The following is a 24,943-nucleotide window of genomic DNA, read 5'->3' as shown; positions in this document are numbered from 1 at the left end:
TTCACCGTGTGCTTTCGGGGCGTCACGGAACGGGCATGAACAGTTGTACGAAGGAACCAACCGGCGAGTACCCGGGGAGGAAGGGAAGCCCGTGACCGAGGGGGCCGGCCTGCGTGCCGGAGAGCTGCCCGACGACCTGACCGCGGCCGAGGCCGGCATGTGGCAGGCCTTCCGCAACGGCAGCGTGTACGACCTGAGCAGCGGCGACACCGTGGTCGACGACCCGCACGGCGGCCACCCGTGGGGCGAGGAGCGGACCGTGCGGGCCCGGATCGTGTGCTGGCTCCTCCTCGACGGCCCGCCCGCCCTGGCCGGCCGCGTGTCCTCGCTGAAGCTCGCCGGCGTGCACATCAGCGGCTCCCTGGACCTCGCGGGCGGCACGGTGACGCCGTACGTGGAGATGCGCCGGTGCCGGTTCGAGCAGGACGTGCTGCTGCCGGAGGCCCGCTTCACGACCATGAGGCTGGTGGACTGCTCGGTGCCCCGGCTGGAGGCGGCCCGGGTGCAGACCGAGGGCGACCTGCATCTGCCGCGCTGCCGTTTCCACCGCGGCATCCGGCTGACCGACGCGCAGATCGGCACGGACCTGATGCTCAACCAGGCGATCGTGCACAAGGACCGCAGCGGCCGGTCGGTCGCCGCGGACGGCCTGACCGTCGGCCAGGACTTACAGGCCGAGCTGCTGGAGTCGCACGGCGAGCTGAGTCTGCGCGCCGCCACCATCGGCGTGTCGCTGAGCCTGCGGGGCGCGCGCCTGGCCAACCCGTACGCGCGGCTCGCGCTGAACGCCCCGCAGCTGACCGTCGAGCGCAGCCTGTACCTGACCCCGGCGGGCGTCGGCGCGCAGGCCATGAGCGGGATGACCCCGGCGCAGGGCACGCGGATCCAGCGGTTCGCCTGCGAGGGCGGGATCCGGCTGGACGACGGGCGGTTCGGCGACGCCGTCGACTTCGAGCAGGCCCGGTTCACGCTCGGCGACGACCAGGAGCTGTCGCTGCGCCGGGTGCAGACGCCGGAGCTGCGGTTCCTCGGGGAGCAGCCGGCGCGCGGCCGGGTGGTGCTGTCCGGGGCGCGGGTGGTGAACCTGATGGACCGGGCGGACGCCTGGCCCGGGCCGGGGCGATTGCACATGGGCGGCTTCGCCTACGAGAACCTCGTGCCGCGCGGGCCGTTCCCGCTGGCCGAGCGGCTGGACTGGGTGGCGGCGGCGACCGCCGAGTACAACCCGGAGCCGTACGAGCGGCTCGCCGCCGTGCTGCGGGCCGGCGGCGAGGACGAGGACGCCCGCGAGGTGCTGCTCGCCAAGCAGCGCCGGCACCGCGAGAGCCTGCCCCTCGCCGCCAAGCTGTGGGGGTACGCGCAGGACTGGACGGTCGCCTACGGGTACCGGCCGGGGCGGGCCGCGGTGTGGATGGCGGTGCTGTGGGCCGCGGGCTCGCTGGCCTTCGCCCGGGCCGGCCATCCGCCGATGAAGCGTGGCGAGCACCCGGAGTGGGACCCCGTGCTGTTCAGCCTGGACCTGTTGCTGCCGGTCATCGACCTGGGGCAGGTGGGGTTCTGGCAGTTGCGCGGGGGCTGGCAGTGGCTGGCGACGGTGATGATCCTGCTGGGCTGGATCCTGGCGACGACGGTGGCGGCGGGCGCGACCCGGCTGCTGCGGCGCAACTGATGATGCTGATGTGACCAGCGTTGCTGAACTGCCACGCCTTTACCTTCTCTTGACCGAACGCCGTACAACTTTCCGCGACTTCCCGGAACGATCTGGCGCCGTCATGACCAGCGGACTTTCAATGGTCGGCACCATGGCCATGCAGCTGCCGTTCATCCGCCCGAGCCGGATGACAAGGACCGCCCCCCACCCCGTCGGCAGGCCGAACCCCGACGACGAGGTGCTGCTCGACGCGCCCGACGCGCGGCTGAGTCCCGTCCTGGTCGCCGCCGCCCGGGGCGATCACGGGCCCGCCGCCGGGCTGCTCCTGGCCACGCGCGCGGCCGCCGAGTGGGAGCGGCGCGACCGGTACGTGACGCGCCTGGCCGCCTTCGCGCGCTCGCGCCCCGAGTGGCTGGACGCCTGGCTCGCCACCGCCCCGCAGGACCCCGACGCGCTTCTGGTCGGGGCCCAGCTGGCGGTGGACCGGGCCTGGCAGTCGCCGGCCCGGACCGAGCTGCTGCGCGAGGTGAGCCCGCTCATCACGGCGGCGGCCCGGGGCGACCAGCGGGACCCGGTGCCGTGGCGCCTCGCGCTCGACCACGCGCGGGGCGCCCAGGCCGGGCACAAGTACTTCGAGGAGCTGTGGGCGGCGGCCGTCCGCCGCTCCCCGCACCACTACGGCTGCCATGTGGCGGCCCTGCGCTACCTGGCCGCCTCCTGGCACGGTTCCCACCGCGAGTGCTTCGACTTCGCCGACCGGGCCGCGCAGGACGCGCCCGCCGACGCGCTCGTCCAGGCGCTCCCGCTGCGGGCGGCCTTCGGCTACCTCACCGACGACTGCGGGCCCGACGACTGCGGCCCCCAGATCCCGCGCGAGCGGCTGGACGCGGCCGCCGACCGGGCGATCGCCCTGTCCCCGCTGCTCCCGCCGGCCGACCCCTGGCCCGCCCGGATGCGCAACCTGCTCATCTACGTGCTGGTGCGCCTGGAGCGCTGGCCGGACGCCGCCGAACAGCTGCGCCTGAACGGCCCGTACGCCACCTCGTTCCCCTGGGACCGGGCGTCGGACGATCCGCTCGGGCACTTCCTGCGGGTCCGGGACGACATCCGGTCCGCGACGGCCGGGGAGCCGTCCCGGCATCCACGGAGTGAACGCGGCGGACGAGACCGCACCGGCGACCATTAGGCTTTTGCGTCGTGACCACCGTCCGGCTCCCCCTCTTCCCCCTGAACTCGGTGCTGTTCCCGGGGCTCGTGCTGCCGCTCAACGTCTTCGAGGAGCGGTACCGCGCCATGATGCGCGAACTGCTGAAGACGCCGGAGGACGAGCCGCGCCGGTTCGCCGTCGTGGCGATCCGCGACGGCCACGAGGTGGCCCCGAGCGCGCCCGGCATGCCCGACCCGACGGCCCTGCCCGAGCGGGGCCCCGCGGCCGGCTTCGGCACGGACCCGGCCAAGGCCTTCCACAAGGTGGGCTGCATCGCGGACGCGGCGACGATCCGGGAGCGCACCGACGGGTCCTTCGAGGTGCTGGCCACGGGCACGGCCCGGGTGAGGCTGCTGTCGGTCGAGGCCTCCGGTCCGTTCCTGACGGGCGAGCTGGAGACGCTGACGGAGGAGCCGGGCGACGAGGCCGCTCCCCTCGCCGAGGGGGTGCTGCGGTCCTTCCGGCAATACCAGAAGCGACTGGCCGGGGCCAGGGAACGCTCCCTGACGACCGGCGCCGACCTGCCCGACGAGCCGGGCGTGGTGTCCTACCTGGTGGCGGCGGCGATGATGCTGGACACCCCGACCAAGCAGCGCCTGCTCCAGGCTCCCGACACGGCCTCCCGGCTGCGCGACGAGCTGAAACTCCTTCGCTCCGAGACGGCGATCATCCGTAGTCTGCCGTCGTTGCCCGCGTCGGACCTGACGCGCGGTACGACGAGTCTCAACTGAAGCGGACCGGGATGGCGAAGAAGTCGAAGAAGCAGCAGTCCGGCGGCACCCCCGCGACGGTGGCCCTCACGGCGGCGGGCGTGCGGTTCACCGTCCACGCCTACGACCACGATCCCGCCCACCCCTCCTACGGCGAGGAGGCGGCCGAGGCGATGGGCGTCTCCCCCGACCGCGTCTTCAAGACCCTGGTCGCGGACGTCGACGGCAGCCTGACGGTCGCCGTGGTGCCGGTGGCGGGCCAGCTGGACCTGAAGGCCCTGGCGGCGGCGGTCGGCGGCAAACGCGCGGCCATGGCCGACCCGGCCCTGGCGGAACGCACGACGGGTTACGTCCGGGGCGGCATCTCGCCGCTGGGCCAGCGCAAGAGGCTCCCGACGGTCCTGGACGCGTCGGCCTCCACGCACACGACGATCTGCGTGTCGGCGGGCCGGAGGGGCCTGGAGGTGGAACTGGCACCGGAGACCCTGGCCACCCTCACCGACGCGGTGCTGGCACCCATCGGCCGCGCATAGCCCACGGGCCGTCGTGCCTCACCCGAGCTCATGGAGCAGGGGCCCCAGGCGGCACGGGTGGGCGCAGGCGACACGGTGGAGGCAGGGGGCACCCCACCAGGCGCAGGAGGCACCCCGCCACGCCGGGCCGTGCAACGGCCCGGCACCGGCACGCCCGCCGAGCGCTAGCCGGCCGGCTGCGACGGATACGTCCCGTGCCCGAACTCCGGCTCGGGGTCCCGGGGCCCGAACAGCGCCGTGAGCCCCAGGTGCACGACCAGCGCGGCGAGCGGCCACGCCAGCAGCGCCCCCTTGGCGCCCAGCTTCAGCGGCGCGGAGAACGTCACGCCCCGCCCCACCTCACGCGCGTGCGCGACGACGTCCTCCGCGGGCCCGAGCCACACCCCGAGCCGCCAGGCCAGCAACGACCCGAGCAGCCCGCCGACGGCGAGACCCACCACCAGGGGCACACCCCCGCGCCGCCGCAGCAGGAACACCACCAGCGCGCTCACCAGACCGAAGCCCAGCCCGAGCAGCGTGAACGTCCCGTCCACGCCGACGGCCTGCTCCCCCTCGGTGTCCTTGAGGTAGACGACCCAGTTCCCGTCCGTCACGTCCCCGACCAGCGGCACGTGCGGCGCGAGCCACCACCACAGCACGCCCAGCAGCACCCCGCCGAGCGCCACGGCCACGGCGACCAGAGCGGCCTCCCGCAGCTCGGTCCGCATCCCGGGGCCGTCGTCCTGTCCGTACCAGCCGTGCCCGGTGTGCTCGGCGTACTCGGCCTGCTGAGAGCCGGGAGCCGGAGCCCCGGACGCCCCGGCCGGTTGCTGCCACGCACCCTGTGCGGAGTGGTCGTGCGGGGGCGGTGGCGGAGTCAGTGGTGCGGTCACCCTGCCATCGTGCCAGGCCCGCCTGTGCGCCGCGTCACCGGACGACCCCTCCCCGCTCACCGGACGGCCGCCCGCCGGTACGCCCAGGTCGCCACCGCCAGCGAGACGACACCCACCCCACCGCAGACGGCGAGATCACCGAGCACGAACGCCCAGTCGGGATCCGCCCCGAACGTGCGCGCGAACGCCTCGACGCCGTACGTCGACGGCAGCAGGTCCCGCGCGAAGCGCACGACCTCCGGCATGCGGTCGGCCGGCAGCACGCCCAGCAGCAGCGCCGCCGACATGCCCAGCTGCCCGAGCAGCGTGGCCAGCTCCGGCCGCGGCGCGAGCAGCCCCAGCGCCGCCCCGAGTCCGGCGAGCGCGGCGCCCGCCAGCGGGATCACGGCCATGAGGATCCACAGATGGGCCAGCGGCAGCCCGAACAGCACGCAGCCGAACACCGCCGTCACCACGGTCCCGGGCACGGTGAAGGACGCGTACGCGCCCGCCGCACCGAGCACCACCGCCGCGGGCGGCACCGGCAGGGTGGCGTAGTGGTCGAGCCCGCCGCTGGCCCGCAGCTGCCCGAAGTACTGCGCGAGCAGGTTCAGCGCGACGAAGGCGACCACGAGGACCGACGACCCGGCGACCACCGCCTGCGCCTCGGCCCCGTCGTCCACGACCCCGCGCATCAGGATCATGATCCCGATCGACTGGAAGGTCGCCACGAACAGCAGCGGGATCCGCGCGACCCGCGCCCGGGACAGCTGCGCCCGGTACACGGCCGCCAGCGACGGCCACAGCCGCGCCCGGGGCCCGAGCTCGGCCGCGCCCGTGGCGGGCTCCTGAACGGCCAGGGCACTGCCCGGCAGGACATCGGCGGGTACGACACTCACGTCGCGCTGCTCCCCTTCGTCGGGTCCACTGCGGCAGTCGCCCTGTTCGGTACGTACGCGGCGGCCCACGCACTCAAGGCCTCGGTGTTCCTCACGTCCCTCACGCCTTCACCAGTCCCTGCTGCGCGGCACCGCCCAGCGCCAGATAGACGTCCTCCAGGCTCGGCGTGGCCAGCGTGAAGTCGTCCAAGGCGGCGAAGGCGGCCCCTCCGGTGACGGTCGCGACGACCGCCCGGGCCTCCTCGGGCCCGAGCCGGAGCGTCCAGCGGCGTCCCGACTCCACGGCCCGGTCCCGCAGCGCGGCCACCTCGGGCACGTGCAGCGGAGCCGCGTCCCGCCACACCAGGTCGACCCGTACGTCACCGGCGACCTGTTCCTTGAGCCCGGCGGGCGTGTCGCAGGCGATCACCCGGCCCCGGTCCAGGACGGCCACCCGGTCCAGCACGGTCTCGGCCTCGATGACGTTGTGGGTGACGAGCAGCACGGTCGTGCCGTGCTCGGCCCGCCGCCGGTCGACCGCGGACCACACGGCCCGCCGGGCCACCGGGTCCATGCCGGTGGTCGGCTCGTCCAGCACGAGCAGCGGCCGCTCCCCCACCAGCGCCGCGGCGAAGCACGCCAGTCGCCGCTGACCACCGGAGAGCTTCTTCAGCGGGCGTCCGGCCAGCGGGGTGAGGCCGAGCTCGTCGAGGACGGCGTCCCGCTCGGCCCGCGCCCGCCGGACCTCCAGGCCGCGCAGCCGCCCGGTGGTCTCGGCGGCGAGCGACACGGTCAGCTCGTCGAGGGCGGTCGACTCCTGGCCGAGGTAGGCGAGGATCCGCGCGGCCCGCTCCGGGTGGCGCACGATGTCGTGCCCGAGGATCTCCACGCTGCCGCTGTCGGGCCGCATCAGGCCGGTGAGCTGGCGTACGAGGGTGGACTTCCCTGCGCCGTTCGGGCCGAGCAGGCCGAAGATCTCGCCGCGGCGGATCTCCAGCCGTACGTCGTCCGTCGCCCGGACCTCGGGGGTCGCGGGTGTGCCGCGCCGGCCCCGGACCGCCGGATAGGTCTTGGTCAGCCCGCGCACCGCGCACACGATGTCGCCATCGTGCCGAAATGCCTGTGCCGCGCGCGTACTCACAAGGGACGAGACTACGGGGTCGGCGACCCCGGTCCGCCCTCGGGGCGGCCGACAGCGGCAAATCCGCCGGCGCAGCCTCAGTCGCCGACGGGGGCGTGCTCCACGCCCGTGCGCACGCCGATCTCCTTCCAGAAGCCGGCCCGGATGGCGTAGCGGTCGCGTTCGTCGATCTGGTCGTCCTTGTGGGCGAGCAGGCCGAACCGGGCGGCGTAGCGCAGCAGCTCGCCGTCGACGCGGTGCGGGATGCGCGGGTACATCCCGGACAGTCTCGGCAGGTGGCTCTGGTCGCCGAGGCGCTCCACCCAGCGCCGCGCGAAGACCTGGCCCACCTCGAAGGGGTCGCCGCCGACCGTGGTGATGTCCTCCTCGCGGTCGGCCCAGCGCTGCTCGGCGGTGGTCAGCTGGGCGAGCGTCGGCATCGAGGCGGCCTCGGGGGGCTCGGCCGCGGGCCGGTCGACCCAGCCTTTGTCGGAGGACCAGCGGAGGGTGGCGGAGGCGGGGGGCTGGGCGGACTGGGCGCCGGGGGCACGCAGGGCGGCCAGGTCTTTGGGCGTGGGGACCCCTTTGGCGGCCGCGGGCACCCGTTCCTCGCTGCCGTTCACCCCCGGGCCGGGCACCGGGTGCGGGGGCTGCGGGGCGGGCCGCTCGGCCGGGGCGGCCAAGGCGGAGTCGGGCAGCGGCGCGGAGAGGATGGCGGCGATCTCGGGCCGGGGCGCGGGCTGCGGGGCGCACACCCCCGAGTACTCCTTGGCGCGGACGGCCTTGGTGATCCACGCGCGGTCCAGGACGCGCCGCTCGTCGGCCTCGGCGACCAGGTCCTCGGACTGGTTGTAGTCGCCGTCGGCGGCCTGGACGGCCCACAGGTGGACGGCGACGCCGTGTTCCTTGGCGGCCATCATGCCGGGCAGCAGGTCGCCGTCGCCGGTGACCAGGACGACGTCGGAGCAGGCGCGGTTGCGGGCCAGTTCGGTCAGCTCGGCGTGCATGGCGGCGTCCACGCCCTTCTGCGCCCAGCGGCCGTCGCTGCGGGTCAGGGCGCCGAGCCGGACGGTGACCCGGGGCATGACGCGCAGCCTGCGGTGCTCGGGCTGCGGGACGCGGTCGGGTGCGCCGTCGAACCAGTAGATGCGCAGCAAGGGCTGCTGCGTGTCGGATTCGGCACGCTCGCGCAGCCCTTGGATGAGGGCTGTGTGGTCGACCGTGATGCGGGACCGCGAGGGCTCGCCGGCGAGGAGACTCGCCGCGGCTCCCAGCAGATACCCGGCGTCCACCAGGACGATGCAGCGGTCCACGCGACTCACCCTCTTCCCGGGAGGTTTGTTTCGGGCTTCCTTCGAGTCTGCCCGACGGCGCGGAGGTTAACGGCCGGAACTCGATCTTCGGCGTGGCGTTTCGCGCCACCCCGCTCCGACTACCCCTGTCACGCAGGGTAATTGTCCGACATGCGATCGTTGTCGGCCTGTGTGAATCTGGTCCCGGCCCTGGCCCCTAGATCCCCCACAGGAGGCATCACCATGGCCAAGAACAAGAACCGTGACCGTAAGCAGCAGCGTCCGACCGAGCGCGGGCAGCGGGCGGACCGCAGCACCGCGGCGGAGGTGGAGCCCCAGACCGAGGTCGAACTGACCCCCGGCGACGTGGCCTCCCGCAAGCGGAAGCGCAGCTTCGGCCACAACTGACATCGGTGTAACGGGTTGTAGGAACCTGCGCACATGCGTGAGGGGCGTACCAGGTACCGGGTACGCCCCTCACGCGCGTCGAAAGCCGCCTTCCCGGGCCGCGCTCGGCCCGCCGGGCAGGACGGGCCGAGCGGCCCGATGCTGGTCAGCCCGCCAGGCAGGACGGGCCGAGCAGCACCTTCAGGTCGCCGAAGAGCGCCGGGTCGGGCTTGACCCGGTGCCGGTCCAGGCGCAGCACGGTCGTCTTGGTCGGGCCCTGGAGCCTGATCCGGACCTCGCTGTCGCCCTTGTGGTGGCTGAGCACCTCGCCGAGGCGGCTGACCAACGGCGGGGTGACCCGGGTGGCCGGGATCGTGAGCACCACGGGCGCGTTGGCGCCCGCGTTGGACAGGTCGGGGACCATCAGCTCCATCGCGACCAGCCGCGGCACGTCCTCGCGCTTGTCGAGGCGGCCCTTGACGAACACCACGGCGTCCTCGACGAGTTGGGTCGAGACGAGCTGGTAGGTCGCGGGGAAGAACATGCACTCGATCGAGCCGGCGAGGTCCTCGACGGTGGCGATGGCCCAGGCGTTGCCCTGCTTGGTCATCTTGCGCTGCAGGCCCGAGATGATGCCGCCGATGGTGACGACCGCGCCGTCCGCGTGCTCCCCTCCGGTCAGCTGCGAGATGCCCGCGTCCGCCTTGTCGGACAGGATGTGCTCCAGGCCGAACAGCGGGTGGTCGGAGACGTACAGACCGAGCATCTCCCGCTCTTGGGCGAGGAGATAGGTCTTGTCCCACTCGTCGGGCGAGAACTCCACGTCGAGTCCGAAGCCGGGCTCGCTGGTCTCGGCCTCGCCCATGCCGCCGAAGAGGTCGAACTGCCCCTCGGCCTCCTTGCGCTTGACCGCGACCACGTTGTCGATCATCGGCTCGTACTGGGCGGTGAGGCCCTTGCGGGTGTGGCCCAGGGAGTCGAAGGCGCCGGCCTTGATGAGCGATTCGGTGGTGCGCTTGTTGCAGACCACCGCCTCCACCTTGTCGAGGTAGTCCGGGAAGGACGTGTACTTCCCCTTCGCCTTGCGGCACCGGATGATCGACTCGACCACGTTCGTGCCGACGTTGCGGACGGCGGAGAGGCCGAAGAGGATCACGTCGTCGCCCTGGGCCGCGAAGTTGGACATCGACTCGTTGACGTTCGGCGGGAGCACCCGGATGCCCATGCGGCGGCACTCGTTGAGGTAGACGGCCGACTTGTCCTTGTCGTCCTTCACGGACGTCAGGAGCGCGGCCATGTACTCGGCGGGGTGGTTCGCCTTGAGGTACGCCGTCCAGTAGGAGACGAGTCCGTACGCGGCGGAGTGCGCCTTGTTGAACGCGTAGCCGGCGAAGGGGACCAGCACGTCCCAGAGCGCCTGGATGGCCTCGTCGCTGTAGCCCTTCTTGCGGGCGCCCTCCTGGAAGAGGACGAAGTTCTTCGCCAGTTCCTCGGGCTTCTTCTTGCCCATCACGCGGCGGAGGATGTCGGCCTCGCCGAGCGAGTAGCCGGCGATGATCTGGGCGGCCTTCTGCACCTGCTCCTGGTAGACGATCAGGCCGTAGGTGACGTCCAGGACCTCCTTGAGCGGCTCCTCCAGCTCGGGGTGGATGGGCGTGATCTCCTGCTGGCCGTTCTTGCGCAGCGCGTAGTTCGTGTGGGAGTTCATGCCCATCGGGCCCGGGCGGTACAGGGCCGACACGGCGGAGATGTCTTCGAAGTTGTCCGGCTTCATCAGCCGGAGCAGGGAGCGCATGGGGCCGCCGTCGAACTGGAAGACGCCGAGGGTGTCGCCGCGCTGGAGCAGTTCGAAGGTCGTGGGGTCGTCGAGCGGGAGGCTCAGGAGATCGATGTCGATCCCCTTGTTGGACTTCACCATCTTGACGGCGTCGTCCATGATCGTCAGGTTGCGCAGGCCGAGGAAGTCCATCTTCAGCAGGCCGAGCGACTCACAGCTCGGGTAGTCCCACTGCGTGATGGTCACGCCGTCGGTGTGCCGGACCCAGACGGGCACGTGGTCGGTGATGGTCTCGCTGGACATGATCACGCCGGCCGCGTGCACGCCCATCTGCCGCACCAGGCCCTCGACGCCCTTGGCGGTGTCGATGACCTTTTTCACGTCCGGCTCGTTCTCGTACATCGCCCGGATCTCGCCCGCCTCCGAGTAGCGGGGGTGCTCGGGGTTGGTGATGCCGTCGAGGTTGATGCCCTTGCCGAGGACGTCGGCGGGCATGGCCTTGGTGAGGCGGTCGCCCATCGCGTACGGGTAGCCCAGCACGCGCGCGGAGTCCTTGATCGCGTTCTTGGCCTTGATGGTGCCGTACGTGCCGATCATGGCGACCTTGTCGGCGCCGTACTTCTCCGTCACGTACCGGATCACCTCGACGCGCCGGCGCTCGTCGAAGTCGATGTCGACGTCGGGCATGGAGATGCGCTCGGGGTTGAGGAACCGCTCGAAGATCAGGCCGTGCGGGATGGGGTCGAGGTCGGTGATGCCGAGGGCGTAGGCGACGATCGAGCCGGCCGCGGAGCCACGGCCGGGGCCGACCGCGATGCCCTGCTTCTTCGCCCACATGATGAAGTCGGCGACCACGAGGAAGTAGCCGGGGAAGCCCATCGAGATGATGGTGTCCATCTCGTACTCGACCTGCTTCATGCGGTCGTCCGGGATGCCGTCCGGGAAGCGGCGGTGCATGCCGCGCATGGTCTCCTCGCGGAACCAGCTGACCTCCGTGTACCCCTCGGGGATGTCGAACTTGGGCATGAGGTCGCGCTTTTCGAACATGCCGGTCGTGTCGACCATCTCGGCGATCAGCCGGGTGTTGGCGCAGCCCTCCTGCCAGGCGTCCGAGGAGTCGATGGCGTACATCTCGTCCGTGGACTTCAGGTAGTAGCCGGTGCCGTCGAACTTGAAGCGGTCCGGGTCGGAGAGGTTCTTGCCGGTCTGGATGCACAGCAGCGCGTCGTGGGCGGTCGCCTCGTGCGCGTAGGTGTAGTGCGAGTCGTTGGTGACCAGCGGGGGGATGCCGAGCTTGCGGGAGATCTCCAGGAGGCCGTCGCGGACCCGGTGCTCGATCTCGATGCCGTGGTCCATCAGCTCCAGGAAGTAGCGGTCCTTGCCGAAGATGTCCTGGTAGTCGGCGGCGGCCTTGAGGGCCTCGTCGAACTGGCCGAGGCGCAGCCGCGTCTGGACCTCGCCGGAGGGGCAGCCGGTGGAGGCGACGATCCCCTCGGACCACTGGGCGATGGTCTCCTTGTCCATCCGGGGCCACTTCTGCAGCCAGCCCTCGGCGTAGGCGTCGGAGGACAGCCGGAAGAGGTTGTGCAGACCGGTCTTGTTCACGGCCCACATCGTCTTGTGGGTGTAACCGCCGGAACCGGAGACGTCGTCCCGCTTCTGGTGCGGCTGGCCCCACTGGATCTTGCGCTTGTTGCGGCGCGACTCGGGCGCGACATACGCCTCGATCCCGATGATCGGGGTGATCCCGGCCTTCTGCGCGGAGTGGTAGAAGTCGTACGCCCCGTGGAGGTTGCCGTGGTCGGACATGGCGATGTGCGTCATGCCCATCTCGTTGCACGCGTCGAACATGTCCTTCAGCCGCGCGGCACCGTCCAGCAGCGAGTACTGGGTGTGGACGTGCAGGTGCGTGAACGGCGGCTTTGACACGGCTGCGGCCTCCAGGAAGAACACGGGTCGAATGGGGTCCGACAGGCTGCGGACAGTCTGGGGGACAGCGTCGAAGTCTATGCCTCGGCACTGACACGCGGAGGCCTGACCCGCGTACCTTCGTGCGGGGGCCGTGGGCACTCGCGCGTGTCCCCGCACGTTAGGCAGAGGGCGGACCTGCCGCCCCGAGACGCATGCACCAGGAGGCACCCAGCGATGTCGTTCCCGCAGCTCGACGGCGAGCACCGCGGTGAGGAGATCCTCGCCGTCATCGACACCGCCTTCGGCGAGCTCCTGGCCGCCGACCCGGCCGCGTTCCGCGTGAAGTTCCGGAAGATGGCGGCCTCGGCCTTCGCCTTCTACCGGGGCACGGCGAGCCTCTTCTACCACGACCTCGACCGCGAGGGGCTGCTGGACGGCCCATACCTGGACGAGCGCACCTCGCGCGTGTGGATCCACGGCGACCTGCACGCGGAGAACTTCGGCACGTACATGGACGCGAACGGCCGCCTGATCTTCAACGTCAACGACTTCGACGAGGCCTACGTGGGTCCCTTCACCTGGGACCTGGCACGCTTCGCCGCGTCCATCGCGCTGATCGGCTACGCCAAGGCGCTCGGCGACGAGCAGATCACCGAGCTGGTGCGGGTGTACGCGGGCGCGTACCGGGAGCGGATCCACGCCCTGGCCACGGGGGCGAAGAGCGACGAGGTGCCGCCGTTCACGCTGGACACCGCGCAGGGCCCGCTGCTGGACGCGCTGCGTGACGCCCGTTCGCTGACCCGCTTCGGGCTGCTGGACTCGATGACGGAGATCCGTGACTTCGAGCGCCGCTTCGCGCCGGGCGGCGGCTCGGTCGAGCTGGACGCGGCCACGCGCTACAAGGTCCTCGCCGCCTTCGACGGCTATCTGGAGACGCTTCCCGACAGCTCCCTGGCCCGCCCCGACTCCTACCGCGTGAAGGACGTCGTCGGCCGCCGCGGCATCGGCATCGGCTCGGCGGGGCTGCCGTCGTACAACATCCTTCTGGAGGGCCACAGCGACGCCCTGGAGAACGACGTCGTGATCTACATCAAGCAGGCCCAGACCCCGGCCGTCTCCCGCCACATCACGGACCGGGCCATCCGCGACTACTTCCAGCACGAGGGGCACCGCACGGTCATCTCCCAGCGCGCCCTCCAGGCGCACGCCGACCCGTGGCTGGGCTGGACCGAACTGGACGGCGCCGGCCAGCTGGTCGCCGAGGTCTCGCCGTACGCGGTCGACCTCGACTGGGGCGACATCGACGACCCGGAGGAGATCGCCCAGGTGGTGGCCGACCTCGGCCGGGCGACGGCCACGATGCACGCGGCGGCGGACGACCAGTCGGGCGAGTCCCTGGTGCCCTTCTCCACCGAGCGGGCCATCGACGCGGCGATCGCGGCCGACGAGGAGGGCTTCGCACCCCTGCTCGTCGACTTCGCGCACGGCTACGGCGCACGCGCGCGTGCCGACCACCAGACCTTCGTGGACCTCTTCCGCAACGGCCGGATCCCGGGTCTGTGACGGAAACAGCTCACACAGGCATCCTTTAGGGGTCCCTTACAGGGCGCCGTGACAGACTCTTCTCTCGCTATGGACATATCCGGGATCCCGCTCAGAGCCGTGCGCGCGGCGCTGTTCACGGCCGTGGTCGTGACACTCAGCACCGCGTCGCACGTGCTGCTGTCCGGGGTCCCGCTGCCGCTGGGACCGGTGGCGGCGGTCGCCGCCGCCGTGTTCGTCCTCGCGTACGCCCTGGCGGGCCGCGAGCGGTCCTTCGGGCGGATCGCGGCGCTGCTGATCCCGCTGGAGCTGGCCGCCGACACGGTGTTCACCACCGGCCAGCACGCCTGCTACGGCCGCGCGGGCGGCCCGGTCGCGGGCCCCCTGCGCTCGGTCGGCCTGGACGTGCTGTGCGGCGGCGAGGTCGGCACGCCGCTCGCCCGGATGGCCGGGGCCACCGGCACGGAGCGGCTGGCGGCCGTGGTCGCCCACGCCGACCCGGCCACGGCCTGGCTGCTGCTCGGGGCGCACCTGGGGGTCGGCCTCACCGCCGCCCTCTGGCTGCGCCGCGGCGAGCGGGCCCTGGCCCAGCTGCTGCGCGCGGTGACGGCGACGACGTTCCGGCCGTTGCTGCTGGCGGTCGCCGCGGTGGCGGTACGGCGGCGGCCGGCCGCCCGCCGGCTGCCCTCGCGCGCCGCCGACCGCCCGTCCACCGCCCGCGACCTGGTTCTCGCGTACTCCCTGGGACGGCGTGGGCCGCCCTGCTCGGCCGCCCTCGTCTGAGGCACCTCACCCCGCCCGCGCACCCCGCCGCGTACGGCGCCGGCAGGCAGGCACCGGCCGGCACGGCACCGGCGCGCACGGCGTGCCCGACCACGAGCAGTCCCCCCTTACGTATTCCGCACACGCACGTGTGCGCGTCCCCCACGGAGAACATCACCATGAGCAAGCGGAACAGCCAGGCGGCGAAGACGGCGGCCCGCGAGCGGCTGCGCGTCGAGCGCGAGCGCGAGGCCAAGCGGGCCAAGGCCAAGCGGCAGATCGTCGTCGCCTGCTCCATCGTCGGCGTCCTCGCGATAGCCGGCGGCATCGGCTACGCGGTCGTCCAGGCGAACAAGCCCACCTACTGGGAGTCCCAGAAGGACGCGAAGGTCGTCGCCCCGGCCCACACCACGGGCACCGACGGCACCACGGTCGTCATCGGCAAGGACTCGGCGAAGAAGACGCTGAAGGTCTACGAGGACCCGCGCTGCCCGGTGTGCGCCCAGTTCGAGCAGACGGTCGGCCCGACGGTGAAGAAGGACATCGACGACGGCAAGTACAAGATGCAGTTCATCGGCGCGACCTTCATCGACGACAAGGACAACGGCGAGGGCTCCAAGAACGCGCTGAGCGCCCTGGGCGCCGCGCTGAACGTGAGCGACCAGGCGTTCCTCGACTACAAGGCCGCCCTCTACTCCGCGAAGTTCCACCCGGAGGAGACGACCGACGAGTTCAAGAAGGACAGTTACCTCATCAAGGTCGCCGACAGCGTCCCGGAGCTGAAGGGCAACAAGAAGTTCCAGGACGCGGTCGAGAAGGGCACCTACGACGCCTGGGCGATGGCCATGTCGAAGACCTTCGACGACAACAAGGACGGCGTCACGGGCACGCCGGGCTTCGTGATGGACGGCAAGCAGCTCACCGCCGACGACCAGGGCACACCGCTGATGACGGTGGCCGACTTCAACCGGGTCGTGGGCGAGGCCCTGAAGAAGTGACGGCGGGCCGGGCACCGGCCGGCATGTGAAGAGCGGGCGAACTTCCGGAGTTCGCCCGCTCCGGCGCATACCGACCAGTAACCTGATCGCTCGTGACCAGTCGATACAGATCATCGAACACGTCCGAGGGTCCCAACTCCCTCACCCCGCGCCGCCGTACGGTCGTCAAGGCCGCGGCGGCGACTGCTGTCCTGGCCGGGCCGCTGGCGGCGAACCTGCCCGCGCGCGCCGTCGACCAGGCCCCCGCCTTCCTGCACGGCGTGGCCTCCGGCGACCCGCTGCCGGACGGCGTCCTGCTGTGGACCCGTGTGACGCCCGTCCCGGAGGCGATACCCGGCTCCGGGATCGGTCCGGACACCGAGGTCGGCTGGACGGTCGCCCTGGACAAGGCGTTCACGAACGTCGTCGCCAAGGGCTCCACCACCGCGACCGCCGCCTCCGACCACACCGTGAAGGCCGACATCCGCGGCCTGCAGCCGGGCACCGACTACTGGTTCCGTTTCTCCGCCGGCGGCACCGACTCCCCCGTCGCCCGCACCCGCACCGCCCCGGCGCACGACGCGGCCGTCCCGGGCCTGCGCTTCGGCGTGGTCTCCTGCGCCAACTGGGAGGCCGGCTACTTCGCCCCGTACCGGCACCTCGCGGCCCGCGGCGACCTGGACGCCTGGCTGCACCTCGGCGACTACATCTACGAGTACGGCACCGGCGAGTACGGTACCCGCGGCAAGGTCGTCCGCCCGCACGCCCCGGCGCACGAGATCGTCACGCTCGCCGACTACCGCACCCGGCACGCCCGTTACAAGACCGACCCGGACCTCCAGGCACTGCACGCGGCGGCCCCGGTCGTGGCGATCTGGGACGACCACGAGTTCGCCAACGACGCCTGGACGGGCGGCGCCGAGAACCACACGGAGGGCGCCGAGGGCGTCTGGTCCGCCCGCCAGGCCGCCGCCAAGCAGGCCTACTTCGAGTGGATGCCGGTGCGTCCGGCGATCGCCGGCACCACCTACCGCCGGCTGCGCTTCGGCAAGCTGGCCGACCTCTCGCTGCTGGACCTGCGCACCTTCCGCTCCCAGCAGGTCAAGATCGGCAACGGTGAGGTCGACGACCCGGACCGCACCCTCACCGGCCGCGCCCAGCTCGACTGGCTCAAGGCGGGCCTGCAGTCGTCCGACACCACCTGGCGGCTGGTCGGCAACTCCGTGATGATCTCGCCGTTCGCCATCGGCTCGCTCTCCGCCGACCTGCTCAAGCCGCTGGCGAAGCTGCTCGGCCTGCCGCAGGAGGGCCTCGCCCTCAACACCGACCAGTGGGACGGCTACACCGACGACCGCCGCGAGATCCTGACGCACCTGCGCACGCACGCCATCCGCAACACGGTCTTCCTCACCGGCGACATCCACATGGCCTGGGCCAACGACGTCCCCGTGGACGCGGGCACGTATCCGCTCTCGCCGTCGGCCGCCACGGAGTTCGTCGTCACCTCGGTCACCTCGGACAACCTCGACGACATCGTGAAGGTCCCCGAGGGCACGGTCTCCGCGGTCGCCTCACCGGTGATCCGCGCGGCCAACCGGCACGTCCACTGGGTCGACACCGACCGCCACGGCTTCGGCGTGCTGGACATCACGGCCGAGCGGGCGCAGATGGACTACTACGTCATCTCCGACCGGGCGAAGCGCGACGCCACGGCCAAGTGGTCGCGCTCGTACCGCACGCGCAGCGGCACGCAGAAGATGGAGCGCGTGTACGACCCGGTGTAACCGGAGTCGCACCGGAAGTCCGCCGTACCGGTACCGCACCGAGCCGCGGGGCACCACCCTGCGGATCGCGTGCTCCACCACCGCCACCCCGTCGGGGATCATGCGGTTCGGGGAGTGCTGACCGCCCGCTAGAGCGTGTCGAGGAAGCCGAGCGCCACCCGCCAGGTGGCCTCGGCCGCCTCGGCGTCGTAGTCCGGCAGGTCCGGGTCGGTGTAGAGGTGGCCCGCCCCGGCGTACCGGTACACCTCGACGTCGGCTCCCGTGCGGCCCATCTGCAGGTACCAGGCGCTCAGCCAGTCGTCCGTCTCGAACGGGTCCGGCTCCGCGACGTGCAGCTGGACCGGCAGCCCGTCCACCGCCACACCGGGCGCGATGTCCGAGGTGCCGTGCAGGAGCAGCAGGCCGCGGGCCTTGTCGTCGCCGAGGGCGAGGGTCTGGGCGATGGACGCGCCGAGGGAGAAGCCGGCGTACACGAGCCCGCGCTCCGAGTAGGGCGCGGCGGCCAGCACGGCCCGCTTCAGCAGTTCCTCCTTGCCGGTCTTCTCCTTGTGCTCCATGCCCTCCTCGACCGTCTCGAACGTGTGCCCTTCGAAGAGGTCGGGCGTCCACACCTCGTGACCGGCCGAGCGCAGCCGGTCAGCGGCCTGCCGCACCGCGGGCCGCAGACCGAAGGCCGAGTGAAAGAGCATGATGTTCATGAGGCCATGGTGCCAGCCGGGTGTGACGGGCCGGGATCGCGGCACTACCCAGGACGCCGCCGAAGTCACATGTTCATGCCCCCGGCGAGCCGGTTAGGTTCGGGGGCATGGAGAACCTGCTACGACCGCTGATCGTGGTCGGTGGCTCGGTCGTGCTCACGCTGGTGATCGGCTGGGCCACCGACTTCCTGCTGCGCAAGGCCGACGACCGGCACCACGACACCCCGCTGTGGGGTCTGCTCCGCCGTGCCCGCATCCCGTACCAGCTCGTGCTGTGCGCCGCCCTGCTGAGAGGGTCGTACCGCGAGGCGGACCTGCTGCGGAGCAACGAGGAGACCGCCGGCCGGGTGCTGACCCTGGTGCTGATCGGATCGACCGCCTGGCTGGTGATCCGTATCGCGGCGGCGATCGTCGAGACGTCGTACAGCCGGTACGCCCACGGCCGGGCCCACCGTGACCCGGCCCGGGTCCGCCGGGTGCGCACCCAGGTGACACTGATCATGCGGGTGGTGTCCGCGATCGTCGGCGTGGTGGCCGCGGCGAGCATGCTGCTGACCTTCCCGGCGTTCAAGGCGGCCGGTGCCTCGCTGCTGGCCTCGGCCGGCATCCTCGGCATCGTCGCCGGTGTCGCCGCCCAGTCCACCCTGAGCAACATGTTCGCCGGGTTCCAGATCGCCTTCGGCGACATGGTGCGCATCGGGGACACCGTGGTCGTGGACGGCGAGTGGGGCACGGTCGAGGAGATCACGCTGACGTTCCTGGCCGTCCGCACCTGGGACGAGCGCCGGATCACCATGCCGGTGTCGTACTTCACGTCCAAGCCGTTCGAGAACTGGTCGCGCGGGACCCCGCAGATGACCGGCATCGTCTTCTGGCACGTGGACCACACGGCCCCGGTGGACGCGATGCGCGAGAAGCTCCGCGACATCCTGCGCGACTGCCCGGCCTGGGACGGCCGCGCCTACGACCTGTCCGTCACGGACACCACCCCGAACACCATGCAGGTGCGGGCCCTGGTGACGGCCAAGGACGCCGACGACATCTGGACGGTGCGGGTCGCGGTCCGCGAACGGATGATCCGCTGGCTGGCCGACGAGCACCCGTACGCCCTGCCCCGGGTCAACACGGCGGACGCGGTGCTGCCGCCGTCCCGCACGGGCCTGCACCCCTCCCACAACGGGGACCGGCCGTCCCCGGACGGCGTCCCGGTCCAGCGCCGCTACCACGGCTCCCCCCGCTCCGAACGCTGATCCGCCCAGGGGCGAACAGACCCGAGAACGACAGGAGGCCGGGGGGGCCCCCCCCGGGGGGCCCGGCCCCCCCCCCCCCCCCCCCCCCCCCCCCCCCGCCCCCCCCCCCCCCCCCCCCCCCCCCCCCCCCGGGGGGGGGGCGCCCCCCCCCCCGCCCCCCCCCCCCCTCCTGCACGGACCCTCGGCACACGCCCTCGGCGACCGCGCTCGACGCTCCGCCGACCCGGACGGTGTGCGACGCCCTCAGCCACCGGCCGGCCGTCCGCCGCCGGCGGCGCACACGCCCCACGGGGGTCCGGACTGCCGGATGACGGTCACGGGCGGTGCGGTCAGGTGCGGCTCACCGCAGACTGCGCACGTCGAGATGGCGCAGCACCCGGTCCACCACCTCCGGATCCGCCCCCGGCTCACTGCGCGCCGCCAGCACCTCGTGCCGCGCGGCGCTCAGCATCTCCTGCTGGATCCGCCGCATCCGCTTCAGTTGCCGCGCCCGCTCCCGGTGCGCCTCACGCCGCTCGTCCTCGGCCACCTCCGGGCTGATCCGCACCCCGATGTCGAACGCGCGCCGCAGCATCTGCTCGGACAGCTCCTCGGGCAGCTCCTCGGTCTCCTCGATCTCCCGCAGCCGCCGCTTCGCCGCCTTCGACGCCCGGATCGCGAGGGCCTTGGCGAACTCCTTCTCCGCGTCCGTGTCGGCCTTCACCCCGAGCCGCCGCACCAGCCACGGCAGCGTCAGCCCCTGCACCACCAGCGTCACCATGATCACCCCGAAGGCGATGAAGATGATCTCGTCCCGGTTGGGGAACGGCGCCCCGGAGTCCGTCTCCAGCGGAATGGCCAGCACCAGCGCGACCGAGGCCACCCCCCGCATCCCCGACCACCACATCACCACCGTCTCGCGCCAGCTCACGGGGATGTCCTCGTCGTAGTCCCGCCGCGCGTGCAGCCGTTTGGTCAGCCAGGTCGCCGGCAGCAGCCACAACAGCCGTACGAACACGACCACGCACACCACCAGCGCCGCCCACCCGAGCAACTGGCCCCAGCGGCCCGCCGCGGTGTGGATGGCGTTGTGCAGCTCCAGCCCGACCAGCCCGAACGCGACGCCCGTGACGAGCGTGTCGACGATGTTCCAGAACGTGTGCCCGGCCAGCCGCGTCATGACGTCGTCGGCGTCGGAGCCGTACTCCGCGAGGAACAGCGCGGTGGTGAGCACGGCGAGCACCCCGGAGCCGTGCAGCTCCTCGGCCATCACGTAGGAGGCGTACGGCACCAGCAGGGTCAGCCCGATCTGCAGTGTCGCGTCGTCCAGCCGCTCCATCAGCTTGTTCGCGCCCCAGCCGAGCGCGAGGCCCACCGCGATCGCCACGACGGCCGAGAGCACCAGGTCGAGCCCGGCCTTCCAGGGCGAGAACGTCCCGCTCACGGCGGCGGCGATGGCCACGTGGTACAGGACGATGGCCGTCACGTCGTTGAACAGCCCCTCGCCCTCCAGGATCGACACCAGCCGGCGTGGCAGTCCCAGCTGCCCGGCCACGGCGGTCGCCGCGACGGGGTCGGGCGGCGCCACCAGCGCGCCGAGCGCGAACGCCGCGGCGAGCGGCAGCCCCGGCACGATCGCGTCGGCCGCGGCGGCCACACAGGCCATGGTCACGAACACCAGCGCCACGGCCAGCAGGAAGATGGGTCTCTTGTTCGCCGCGAACTGCCGCCACGAGGTGCGCCGCACGGCGGCGTAGAGCAGGGGCGGCAGCAGCAGCGGCAGGATCAGGTCCGGCGGGATGTCGACGTTCGGGACGAACTCGAGCAGCGCGAGGACTATGCCGAGCAGGGTCATCAGCACCGGCGCGGGCACGCCGAGCCGGTCCCCGACCGGGACGCTGATCACGGCCCCGAGCAGCAGCACGAACAACAGGGCCAACTGATCCACGGTCAGCGCTCCGGGAGGTCAGACGGTCACACGACTGATCTCAAGCGTGCCACGCGACGCCCGTGGCAAACCGTTTCGGCACTCGCCGCGGCGGACTAGAGCGAACGCCGCATCCCCTGATGCGGAATCCCGGCCTCCGGATATTCCGGCCCGTAGGCCGCGTAGCCGAGCCGCTCGTAGAAGCCGAGCGCGTGCGTCTGGGCGTGCAGGTCCACGGCCGTGAGCCCGCGCGCGCGTGCCGCGTCCTCGATGGCCCGCACCAGGGCGACCCCGACACCGAGCCCGCGCGCGTGAGCGGCCACGGCCAGCCGGCCGAGGGAGCCCACCGACGGGTCGGCCCCGGTCTGCGCCACGGCCGCCTCACCGACCAGCAGCCGCCCGGTGCCGAGCGGCACACCGTCCTCCCGGACCGCCAGGACGTGGACGGCCCCGGCGTCGTACGCGTCGTACTCCAGGTCCTCCGGCACGCCCTGCTCGCCGACGAAGACCTCCTTGCGCACCGAGAAGCACGCCTCACGGTCGGCCGGGTCCTCGGCGACCCGCACCGCGTATCCGGGTTCGCTCACGCGTACGTCTCCTCCCGCACCTGCTCCAGCGCGTTCCGCAGGTCCTCCGGGTAGTCGCAGGAGAACTCCACCCACTGCCCGTCCCCGGGGTGCTCGAAGCCGAGCCGCACCGCGTGCAGCCACTGGCGGGTCAGCCGCAGCCGCTTGGCGAGCGTCGGGTCGGCGCCGTACGTCAGGTCGCCGACGCAGGGGTGCCGGTGGGCGGCCATGTGGACGCGGATCTGGTGGGTGCGGCCGGTCTCCAGCTTCACGTCGAGCAGGGACGCGGCGCGGAACGCCTCGATGAGGTCGTAGTGCGTGACCGACGGCTTGCCCTCGGCGGTGACGGCCCACTTGTAGTCGTGCTGCGGGTGCCGTCCGATGGGCGCGTCGATCGTGCCGCTGGTCGGGTCCGGGTGGCCCTGGACGAGCGTGTGGTACCGCTTGTCGACCGTGCGCTCCTTGAACTGGCGCTTCAGCGACGTGTACGCGTACTCCGACTTGGCCACGACCATCAGCCCCGACGTGCCGACGTCCAGCCGGTGCACGATGCCCTGGCGCTCGGCGGCGCCGGACGTCGAGATGCGGTACCCGGCGGCGGCGAGGCCGCCGATGACGGTCGGCCCGGTCCAGCCCGGCGACGGGTGCGCGGCCACACCGACCGGCTTGACGATGACCACCACGTCATCGTCGTCGTGCACGATCTCCATGCCCTCGACCGGCTCGGCCACCACCTGCACCGGCGCGGGCGCCTGTGGCATCTCGACCTCCAGCCAGGCCCCGCCGTGCACCCGCTCCGACTTGCCGACCACCGACCCGTCGACCGTGACCTTCCCCGCGGCGGCGAGCTCGGCCGCCTTGGTACGGGAGAAGCCGAACATGCGGGAGATGGCGGCGTCGACGCGCTCGCCCTCCAGGCCGTCGGGCACGGGCAGGGTACGGATCTCGGGAAGCGTGCTCACCCGTCGAGTATGCCGGACGGGCCCGGTACCCCCGTACGCGCCTGTGGACAACCCCGCCCGCTCAGTCCTTGTGGACGGTCCCGTCCGGGTCGAGTCCCTTGAAGGACAGCAGCACGATCAGGATGCCGCCGCACACGATCGCCGAGTCGGCCAGGTTGAACACCGCGAAGTGCTTGGGCGCGATGAAGTCCACGACCGCGCCCTCGAAGACGCCGGGGGCCCGGAAGATCCGGTCGGTGAGGTTGCCCAGCGCACCGCCGAGCAGCAGGCCGAGCGCGATCGCCCAGGGCAGGCTGTAGAGCTTGCGGGCGAGGCGGGCGATCACCACGATCACCGCCGCCGCGATCACCGTGAAGATCACGGTGAAGGCCTCGCCGAAGCCGAAGGCCGCGCCCGCGTTGCGGATCGCCTCGAACTTCAGCCAGTCGCCGATGATCTCGATCGGCGGGTGGTGCTCCAGCTTGGCCACCACGATCAGCTTGCTGATCAGGTCGAGGGCGTAGGCGAACAGGGCCACCGCGAAGAGCACCGCGATCCGGCGCCTGCCCCGGGGGGCGGGACCGGCCGCGGTCTCCGGCTCGCCGGTGCCGGACGCCCCGGCGGCCGCCGGACCCGTCGGTGCGGTACCGGACTCGCCGGCCCGCGCGCCCGTGTCCTCGGAACCGGGCCGTTCCCGTCCGTCCCCGGCCGCGTCCGGTGTGTCCGGCGTACCGATGATGCGCTCCGCCTCTGCCACGTGAGTCCCTCAACCTAGGTGCCTGACTGAGCACGAGGGTACGTCACACCCCGCGCGACGCACGTGCTCAGGAGGCATTCGGCGGGGGTCAGTACCGGCGCTCCTGCTTCTGCTTGCACTCCACGCACAGCGTGGCCCGCGGGAAGGCCTGCATCCGGGCCTTGCCGATGGGGTTGCCGCAGTTCTCGCACAGGCCGTAGGTGCCGGAGTCGAGGCGGTCCAGGGCGCGCTCGGTCTGGTCGAGCATCTCGCGTGCGTTGGCGGCCAGGGCCAGCTCGTGCTCGCGCGTGATGTTCTTGCTGCCGGTGTCCGCCTCGTCGTGGCCCGCGCCGTCCCCCGAGTCGCGCATCAGGCCCGCGAGCGACCGCTCCGACGAGCTGATCTCCTCACGCAGCCGCGCCTCCTCGGACATCAGCTCGGACCTGGCCTCCTCGACCTCCTCCTCCGTCCAGGGGTCCTCCCCCGGGCGCACCGCGAGCTCACCGGGCTCCACCACGCCCGCCCGGGCCTTCGGAACGGCGGTTTTCGCCGCCGTGGCCGTGCCAGGAGTCTTCTTCGCACCCACCGTCGTCGCTCCCGTCTGCGTCGCGGCCTCGGCCGCGCCCGCCTTCTCGGCCGTGCTGCTCCCGGCCTTGTCCTGTGTGACCGCGCCGGTCCGGGCGGTGCCCGCGCCGGCCGCGCTCCTCCTGGTGGTGCTCCCGCCTCCGGCGCCCTGCCCGGCCACGCCTTCGGCACCCTTCTTCACGGCCCCTGCCGCACCGGCCCTCCCCTTGCCGCCGACGTCCTTCCTGGCCGGAGCCTTCCCCGCCACGGCCTTCTTGGCGCCTGCTTTCCTGCCGGACCTCCCGCCGCCCGCCGCCTCCTTCGCCGGGGCGGCCTCCCCGGCACCCGCGACCGAGGCCGCCTCACCGACAGCGGCCATCGAGGTGGCCTTCTTCGAGCCGGCCTTCTTCCCGGCAACGGCCTCCGGGGGAGCGCCCTCCGCGAGAGGGGCCTTCTCCGCAGCGGCCCTCGCCTCGGCGGCCTTCCTCGGAGCCGTCGTCCCGCCCGTCGCCTTCTCGGCCGCCGCCTTCGTCTTCCCGACCGCGGCCTTCGTGCCCCCGGCCTCCTTCTCCACCGCCCCCTTCACCGCCCGCCCCGCCGAGCCCCCCTGCGTGGACTTCTTCCCGCCCACGCCCTTGGCCGCACCGCCGGAGGCCTTCCCCGGCCTGCCGGACGCCGGCTGCTGTACGGCGGTCTTCTTCGCCACCATGGCCGCGGCCCCTTCACATATTGTGATCTTGCTCGCGAATCGTGCTGGGACGATAAATCGACTCGAGTCCCGCGGCAACGGGGCACACCGCCCGATTCGCCCGCTCGCGCACGCCGCGCGGCGAACCTGCATCCGTTGTGCCCAGCTCCCCGTCCGGTAATCCGCCGAGCCGGACGTCCCAGGATCCGAAC

The 24,943-nt window shown here is 72.2% G+C and carries 21 protein-coding genes; 10 read left to right on the top strand and 11 right to left on the bottom strand.

What is annotated here, in order from left to right:
- Positions 1-91: 91 nt before the first annotated feature.
- The 4 genes from ACIGAQ_RS14420 to ybaK all read left to right on the top strand — a co-directional run bounded on the left by ACIGAQ_RS14420 (position 92) and on the right by ybaK (position 4,101).
- Positions 92-1,669, top strand: a complete 1,578-nt coding sequence (locus ACIGAQ_RS14420; RefSeq protein WP_399782541.1) for an oxidoreductase — start codon at positions 92-94, stop codon at positions 1,667-1,669.
- Positions 1,670-1,790: 121 nt separating this feature from the next.
- Positions 1,791-2,837 (top strand): hypothetical protein, encoded by a 1,047-nt coding sequence (locus ACIGAQ_RS14415; protein WP_399783186.1) that lies wholly within the window; start codon positions 1,791-1,793, stop codon positions 2,835-2,837.
- An 11-nt stretch (positions 2,838-2,848) separates the two neighbouring features.
- Positions 2,849-3,589 (top strand): LON peptidase substrate-binding domain-containing protein, encoded by a 741-nt coding sequence (locus ACIGAQ_RS14410; protein ID WP_311687705.1) that lies wholly within the window; start codon positions 2,849-2,851, stop codon positions 3,587-3,589.
- 11 nt (positions 3,590-3,600) lie between these two features.
- Positions 3,601-4,101, top strand: coding sequence for a Cys-tRNA(Pro) deacylase (gene ybaK / locus ACIGAQ_RS14405; RefSeq protein WP_311687703.1), 501 nt, complete (start codon positions 3,601-3,603; stop codon positions 4,099-4,101).
- 164 nt (positions 4,102-4,265) lie between these two features.
- Here the strand turns inward: ybaK and ACIGAQ_RS14400 are convergent, their stop codons facing one another.
- From ACIGAQ_RS14400 to ACIGAQ_RS14385, 4 genes are all read right to left on the bottom strand, one after another.
- Positions 4,266-4,973 carry an AAA family ATPase gene (locus ACIGAQ_RS14400; protein ID WP_311687701.1) on the bottom strand — a complete coding sequence of 236 codons (708 nt, stop codon included), beginning with the start codon at positions 4,971-4,973 and terminating at the stop codon, positions 4,266-4,268.
- 56 nt (positions 4,974-5,029) lie between these two features.
- Positions 5,030-5,851 (bottom strand): ABC transporter permease, encoded by an 822-nt coding sequence (locus tag ACIGAQ_RS14395; protein WP_311687699.1) that lies wholly within the window; start codon positions 5,849-5,851, stop codon positions 5,030-5,032.
- A 100-nt stretch (positions 5,852-5,951) separates the two neighbouring features.
- Positions 5,952-6,926, bottom strand: a complete 975-nt coding sequence (locus ACIGAQ_RS14390) for an ABC transporter ATP-binding protein (protein ID WP_311687697.1) — start codon at positions 6,924-6,926, stop codon at positions 5,952-5,954.
- A gap of 122 nt (positions 6,927-7,048) precedes the next feature.
- Positions 7,049-8,263 (bottom strand): NYN domain-containing protein, encoded by a 1,215-nt coding sequence (locus ACIGAQ_RS14385; RefSeq protein ID WP_311687695.1) that lies wholly within the window; start codon positions 8,261-8,263, stop codon positions 7,049-7,051.
- Positions 8,264-8,485: 222 nt separating this feature from the next.
- Here ACIGAQ_RS14385 and ACIGAQ_RS14380 point away from each other — a divergent pair, with 222 nt between their 5' ends.
- Complete coding sequence (locus ACIGAQ_RS14380) at positions 8,486-8,650, top strand: hypothetical protein (protein ID WP_399782535.1); 165 nt, start codon at positions 8,486-8,488, stop codon at positions 8,648-8,650.
- Between the two features lie 145 nt (positions 8,651-8,795).
- On the opposite strand, the gene dnaE is transcribed toward ACIGAQ_RS14380, so the two are convergent.
- Complete coding sequence (gene dnaE, locus ACIGAQ_RS14375; RefSeq protein WP_399782532.1) at positions 8,796-12,335, bottom strand: DNA polymerase III subunit alpha; 3,540 nt, start codon at positions 12,333-12,335, stop codon at positions 8,796-8,798.
- Positions 12,336-12,551: 216 nt separating this feature from the next.
- On the opposite strand from dnaE, the gene ACIGAQ_RS14370 reads away from it, so the two are divergent.
- The 4 genes from ACIGAQ_RS14370 (at position 12,552) to ACIGAQ_RS14355 (ending at position 17,382) form a co-directional block, all read left to right on the top strand.
- Complete coding sequence (locus tag ACIGAQ_RS14370) at positions 12,552-13,880, top strand: DUF2252 domain-containing protein (protein WP_311687689.1); 1,329 nt, start codon at positions 12,552-12,554, stop codon at positions 13,878-13,880.
- 69 nt (positions 13,881-13,949) lie between these two features.
- Entirely contained in the window at positions 13,950-14,642 is a 693-nt protein-coding gene (locus ACIGAQ_RS14365; protein WP_399782529.1) for a hypothetical protein, read from the top strand.
- Positions 14,643-14,800: 158 nt separating this feature from the next.
- Positions 14,801-15,619 (top strand): thioredoxin domain-containing protein, encoded by an 819-nt coding sequence (locus tag ACIGAQ_RS14360; protein WP_399782526.1) that lies wholly within the window; start codon positions 14,801-14,803, stop codon positions 15,617-15,619.
- Positions 15,620-15,711: 92 nt separating this feature from the next.
- A complete protein-coding gene (locus tag ACIGAQ_RS14355) occupies positions 15,712-17,382 on the top strand; it encodes an alkaline phosphatase D family protein (protein ID WP_399782523.1) in 1,671 nt (556 codons plus the stop codon).
- Between the two features lie 128 nt (positions 17,383-17,510).
- Here the strand turns inward: ACIGAQ_RS14355 and ACIGAQ_RS14350 are convergent, their stop codons facing one another.
- Positions 17,511-18,080 carry a dienelactone hydrolase family protein gene (locus tag ACIGAQ_RS14350; protein WP_311687681.1) on the bottom strand — a complete coding sequence of 190 codons (570 nt, stop codon included), beginning with the start codon at positions 18,078-18,080 and terminating at the stop codon, positions 17,511-17,513.
- A gap of 107 nt (positions 18,081-18,187) precedes the next feature.
- On the opposite strand from ACIGAQ_RS14350, the gene ACIGAQ_RS14345 reads away from it, so the two are divergent.
- On the top strand, positions 18,188-19,330 hold the full coding sequence (locus ACIGAQ_RS14345; RefSeq protein ID WP_362280497.1) for a mechanosensitive ion channel domain-containing protein: 1,143 nt from the start codon (positions 18,188-18,190) through the stop codon (positions 19,328-19,330).
- Between the two features lie 340 nt (positions 19,331-19,670).
- Here the strand turns inward: ACIGAQ_RS14345 and ACIGAQ_RS14340 are convergent, their stop codons facing one another.
- The 5 genes from ACIGAQ_RS14340 to ACIGAQ_RS14320 form a co-directional block, all read right to left on the bottom strand.
- Positions 19,671-21,257, bottom strand: coding sequence for a Na+/H+ antiporter (locus ACIGAQ_RS14340; RefSeq protein ID WP_311687677.1), 1,587 nt, complete (start codon positions 21,255-21,257; stop codon positions 19,671-19,673).
- A 95-nt stretch (positions 21,258-21,352) separates the two neighbouring features.
- Positions 21,353-21,823 (bottom strand): GNAT family N-acetyltransferase, encoded by a 471-nt coding sequence (locus ACIGAQ_RS14335; RefSeq protein WP_399782518.1) that lies wholly within the window; start codon positions 21,821-21,823, stop codon positions 21,353-21,355.
- Complete coding sequence (locus ACIGAQ_RS14330) at positions 21,820-22,764, bottom strand: RluA family pseudouridine synthase (RefSeq protein WP_094052517.1); 945 nt, start codon at positions 22,762-22,764, stop codon at positions 21,820-21,822. Before ACIGAQ_RS14330 ends, ACIGAQ_RS14335 begins: the two co-directional genes overlap by 4 nt.
- 61 nt (positions 22,765-22,825) lie before the next feature.
- Positions 22,826-23,500 carry a signal peptidase II gene (gene lspA / locus ACIGAQ_RS14325; protein ID WP_399782514.1) on the bottom strand — a complete coding sequence of 225 codons (675 nt, stop codon included), beginning with the start codon at positions 23,498-23,500 and terminating at the stop codon, positions 22,826-22,828.
- 88 nt (positions 23,501-23,588) lie between these two features.
- A complete protein-coding gene (locus tag ACIGAQ_RS14320; RefSeq protein ID WP_399782511.1) occupies positions 23,589-24,752 on the bottom strand; it encodes a TraR/DksA C4-type zinc finger protein in 1,164 nt (387 codons plus the stop codon).
- Positions 24,753-24,943: the final 191 nt, after the last annotated feature.

This window comes from Streptomyces sp. NPDC085932, assembly GCF_044540525.1.
GTDB classification, from domain to species: domain Bacteria; phylum Actinomycetota; class Actinomycetes; order Streptomycetales; family Streptomycetaceae; genus Streptomyces; species Streptomyces levis.
Note: the sequence above shows the minus strand (reverse complement) of the source record. Positions and strands in the feature narration are given on the sequence as shown.

Bases quoted from the DNA above. Each gene is read 5' to 3' on its own strand.
- ACIGAQ_RS14320 (WP_399782511.1), bottom strand. From the start codon at position 24,752: ATGGTGGCGAAGAAGACCGCCGTACAGCAGCCGGCGTCCGGCAGGCCG.
- ACIGAQ_RS14380 (WP_399782535.1), top strand. From the start codon at position 8,486: ATGGCCAAGAACAAGAACCGTGACCGTAAGCAGCAGCGTCCGACCGAG.
- ACIGAQ_RS14415 (WP_399783186.1), top strand. From the start codon at position 1,791: ATGGTCGGCACCATGGCCATGCAGCTGCCGTTCATCCGCCCGAGCCGG.
- ybaK (WP_311687703.1), top strand. From the start codon at position 3,601: ATGGCGAAGAAGTCGAAGAAGCAGCAGTCCGGCGGCACCCCCGCGACG.
- ACIGAQ_RS14365 (WP_399782529.1), top strand. From the start codon at position 13,950: ATGGACATATCCGGGATCCCGCTCAGAGCCGTGCGCGCGGCGCTGTTC.
- ACIGAQ_RS14360 (WP_399782526.1), top strand. From the start codon at position 14,801: ATGAGCAAGCGGAACAGCCAGGCGGCGAAGACGGCGGCCCGCGAGCGG.
- ACIGAQ_RS14350 (WP_311687681.1), bottom strand. From the start codon at position 18,080: ATGAACATCATGCTCTTTCACTCGGCCTTCGGTCTGCGGCCCGCGGTG.
- ACIGAQ_RS14370 (WP_311687689.1), top strand. From the start codon at position 12,552: ATGTCGTTCCCGCAGCTCGACGGCGAGCACCGCGGTGAGGAGATCCTC.
- ACIGAQ_RS14345 (WP_362280497.1), top strand. From the start codon at position 18,188: ATGGAGAACCTGCTACGACCGCTGATCGTGGTCGGTGGCTCGGTCGTG.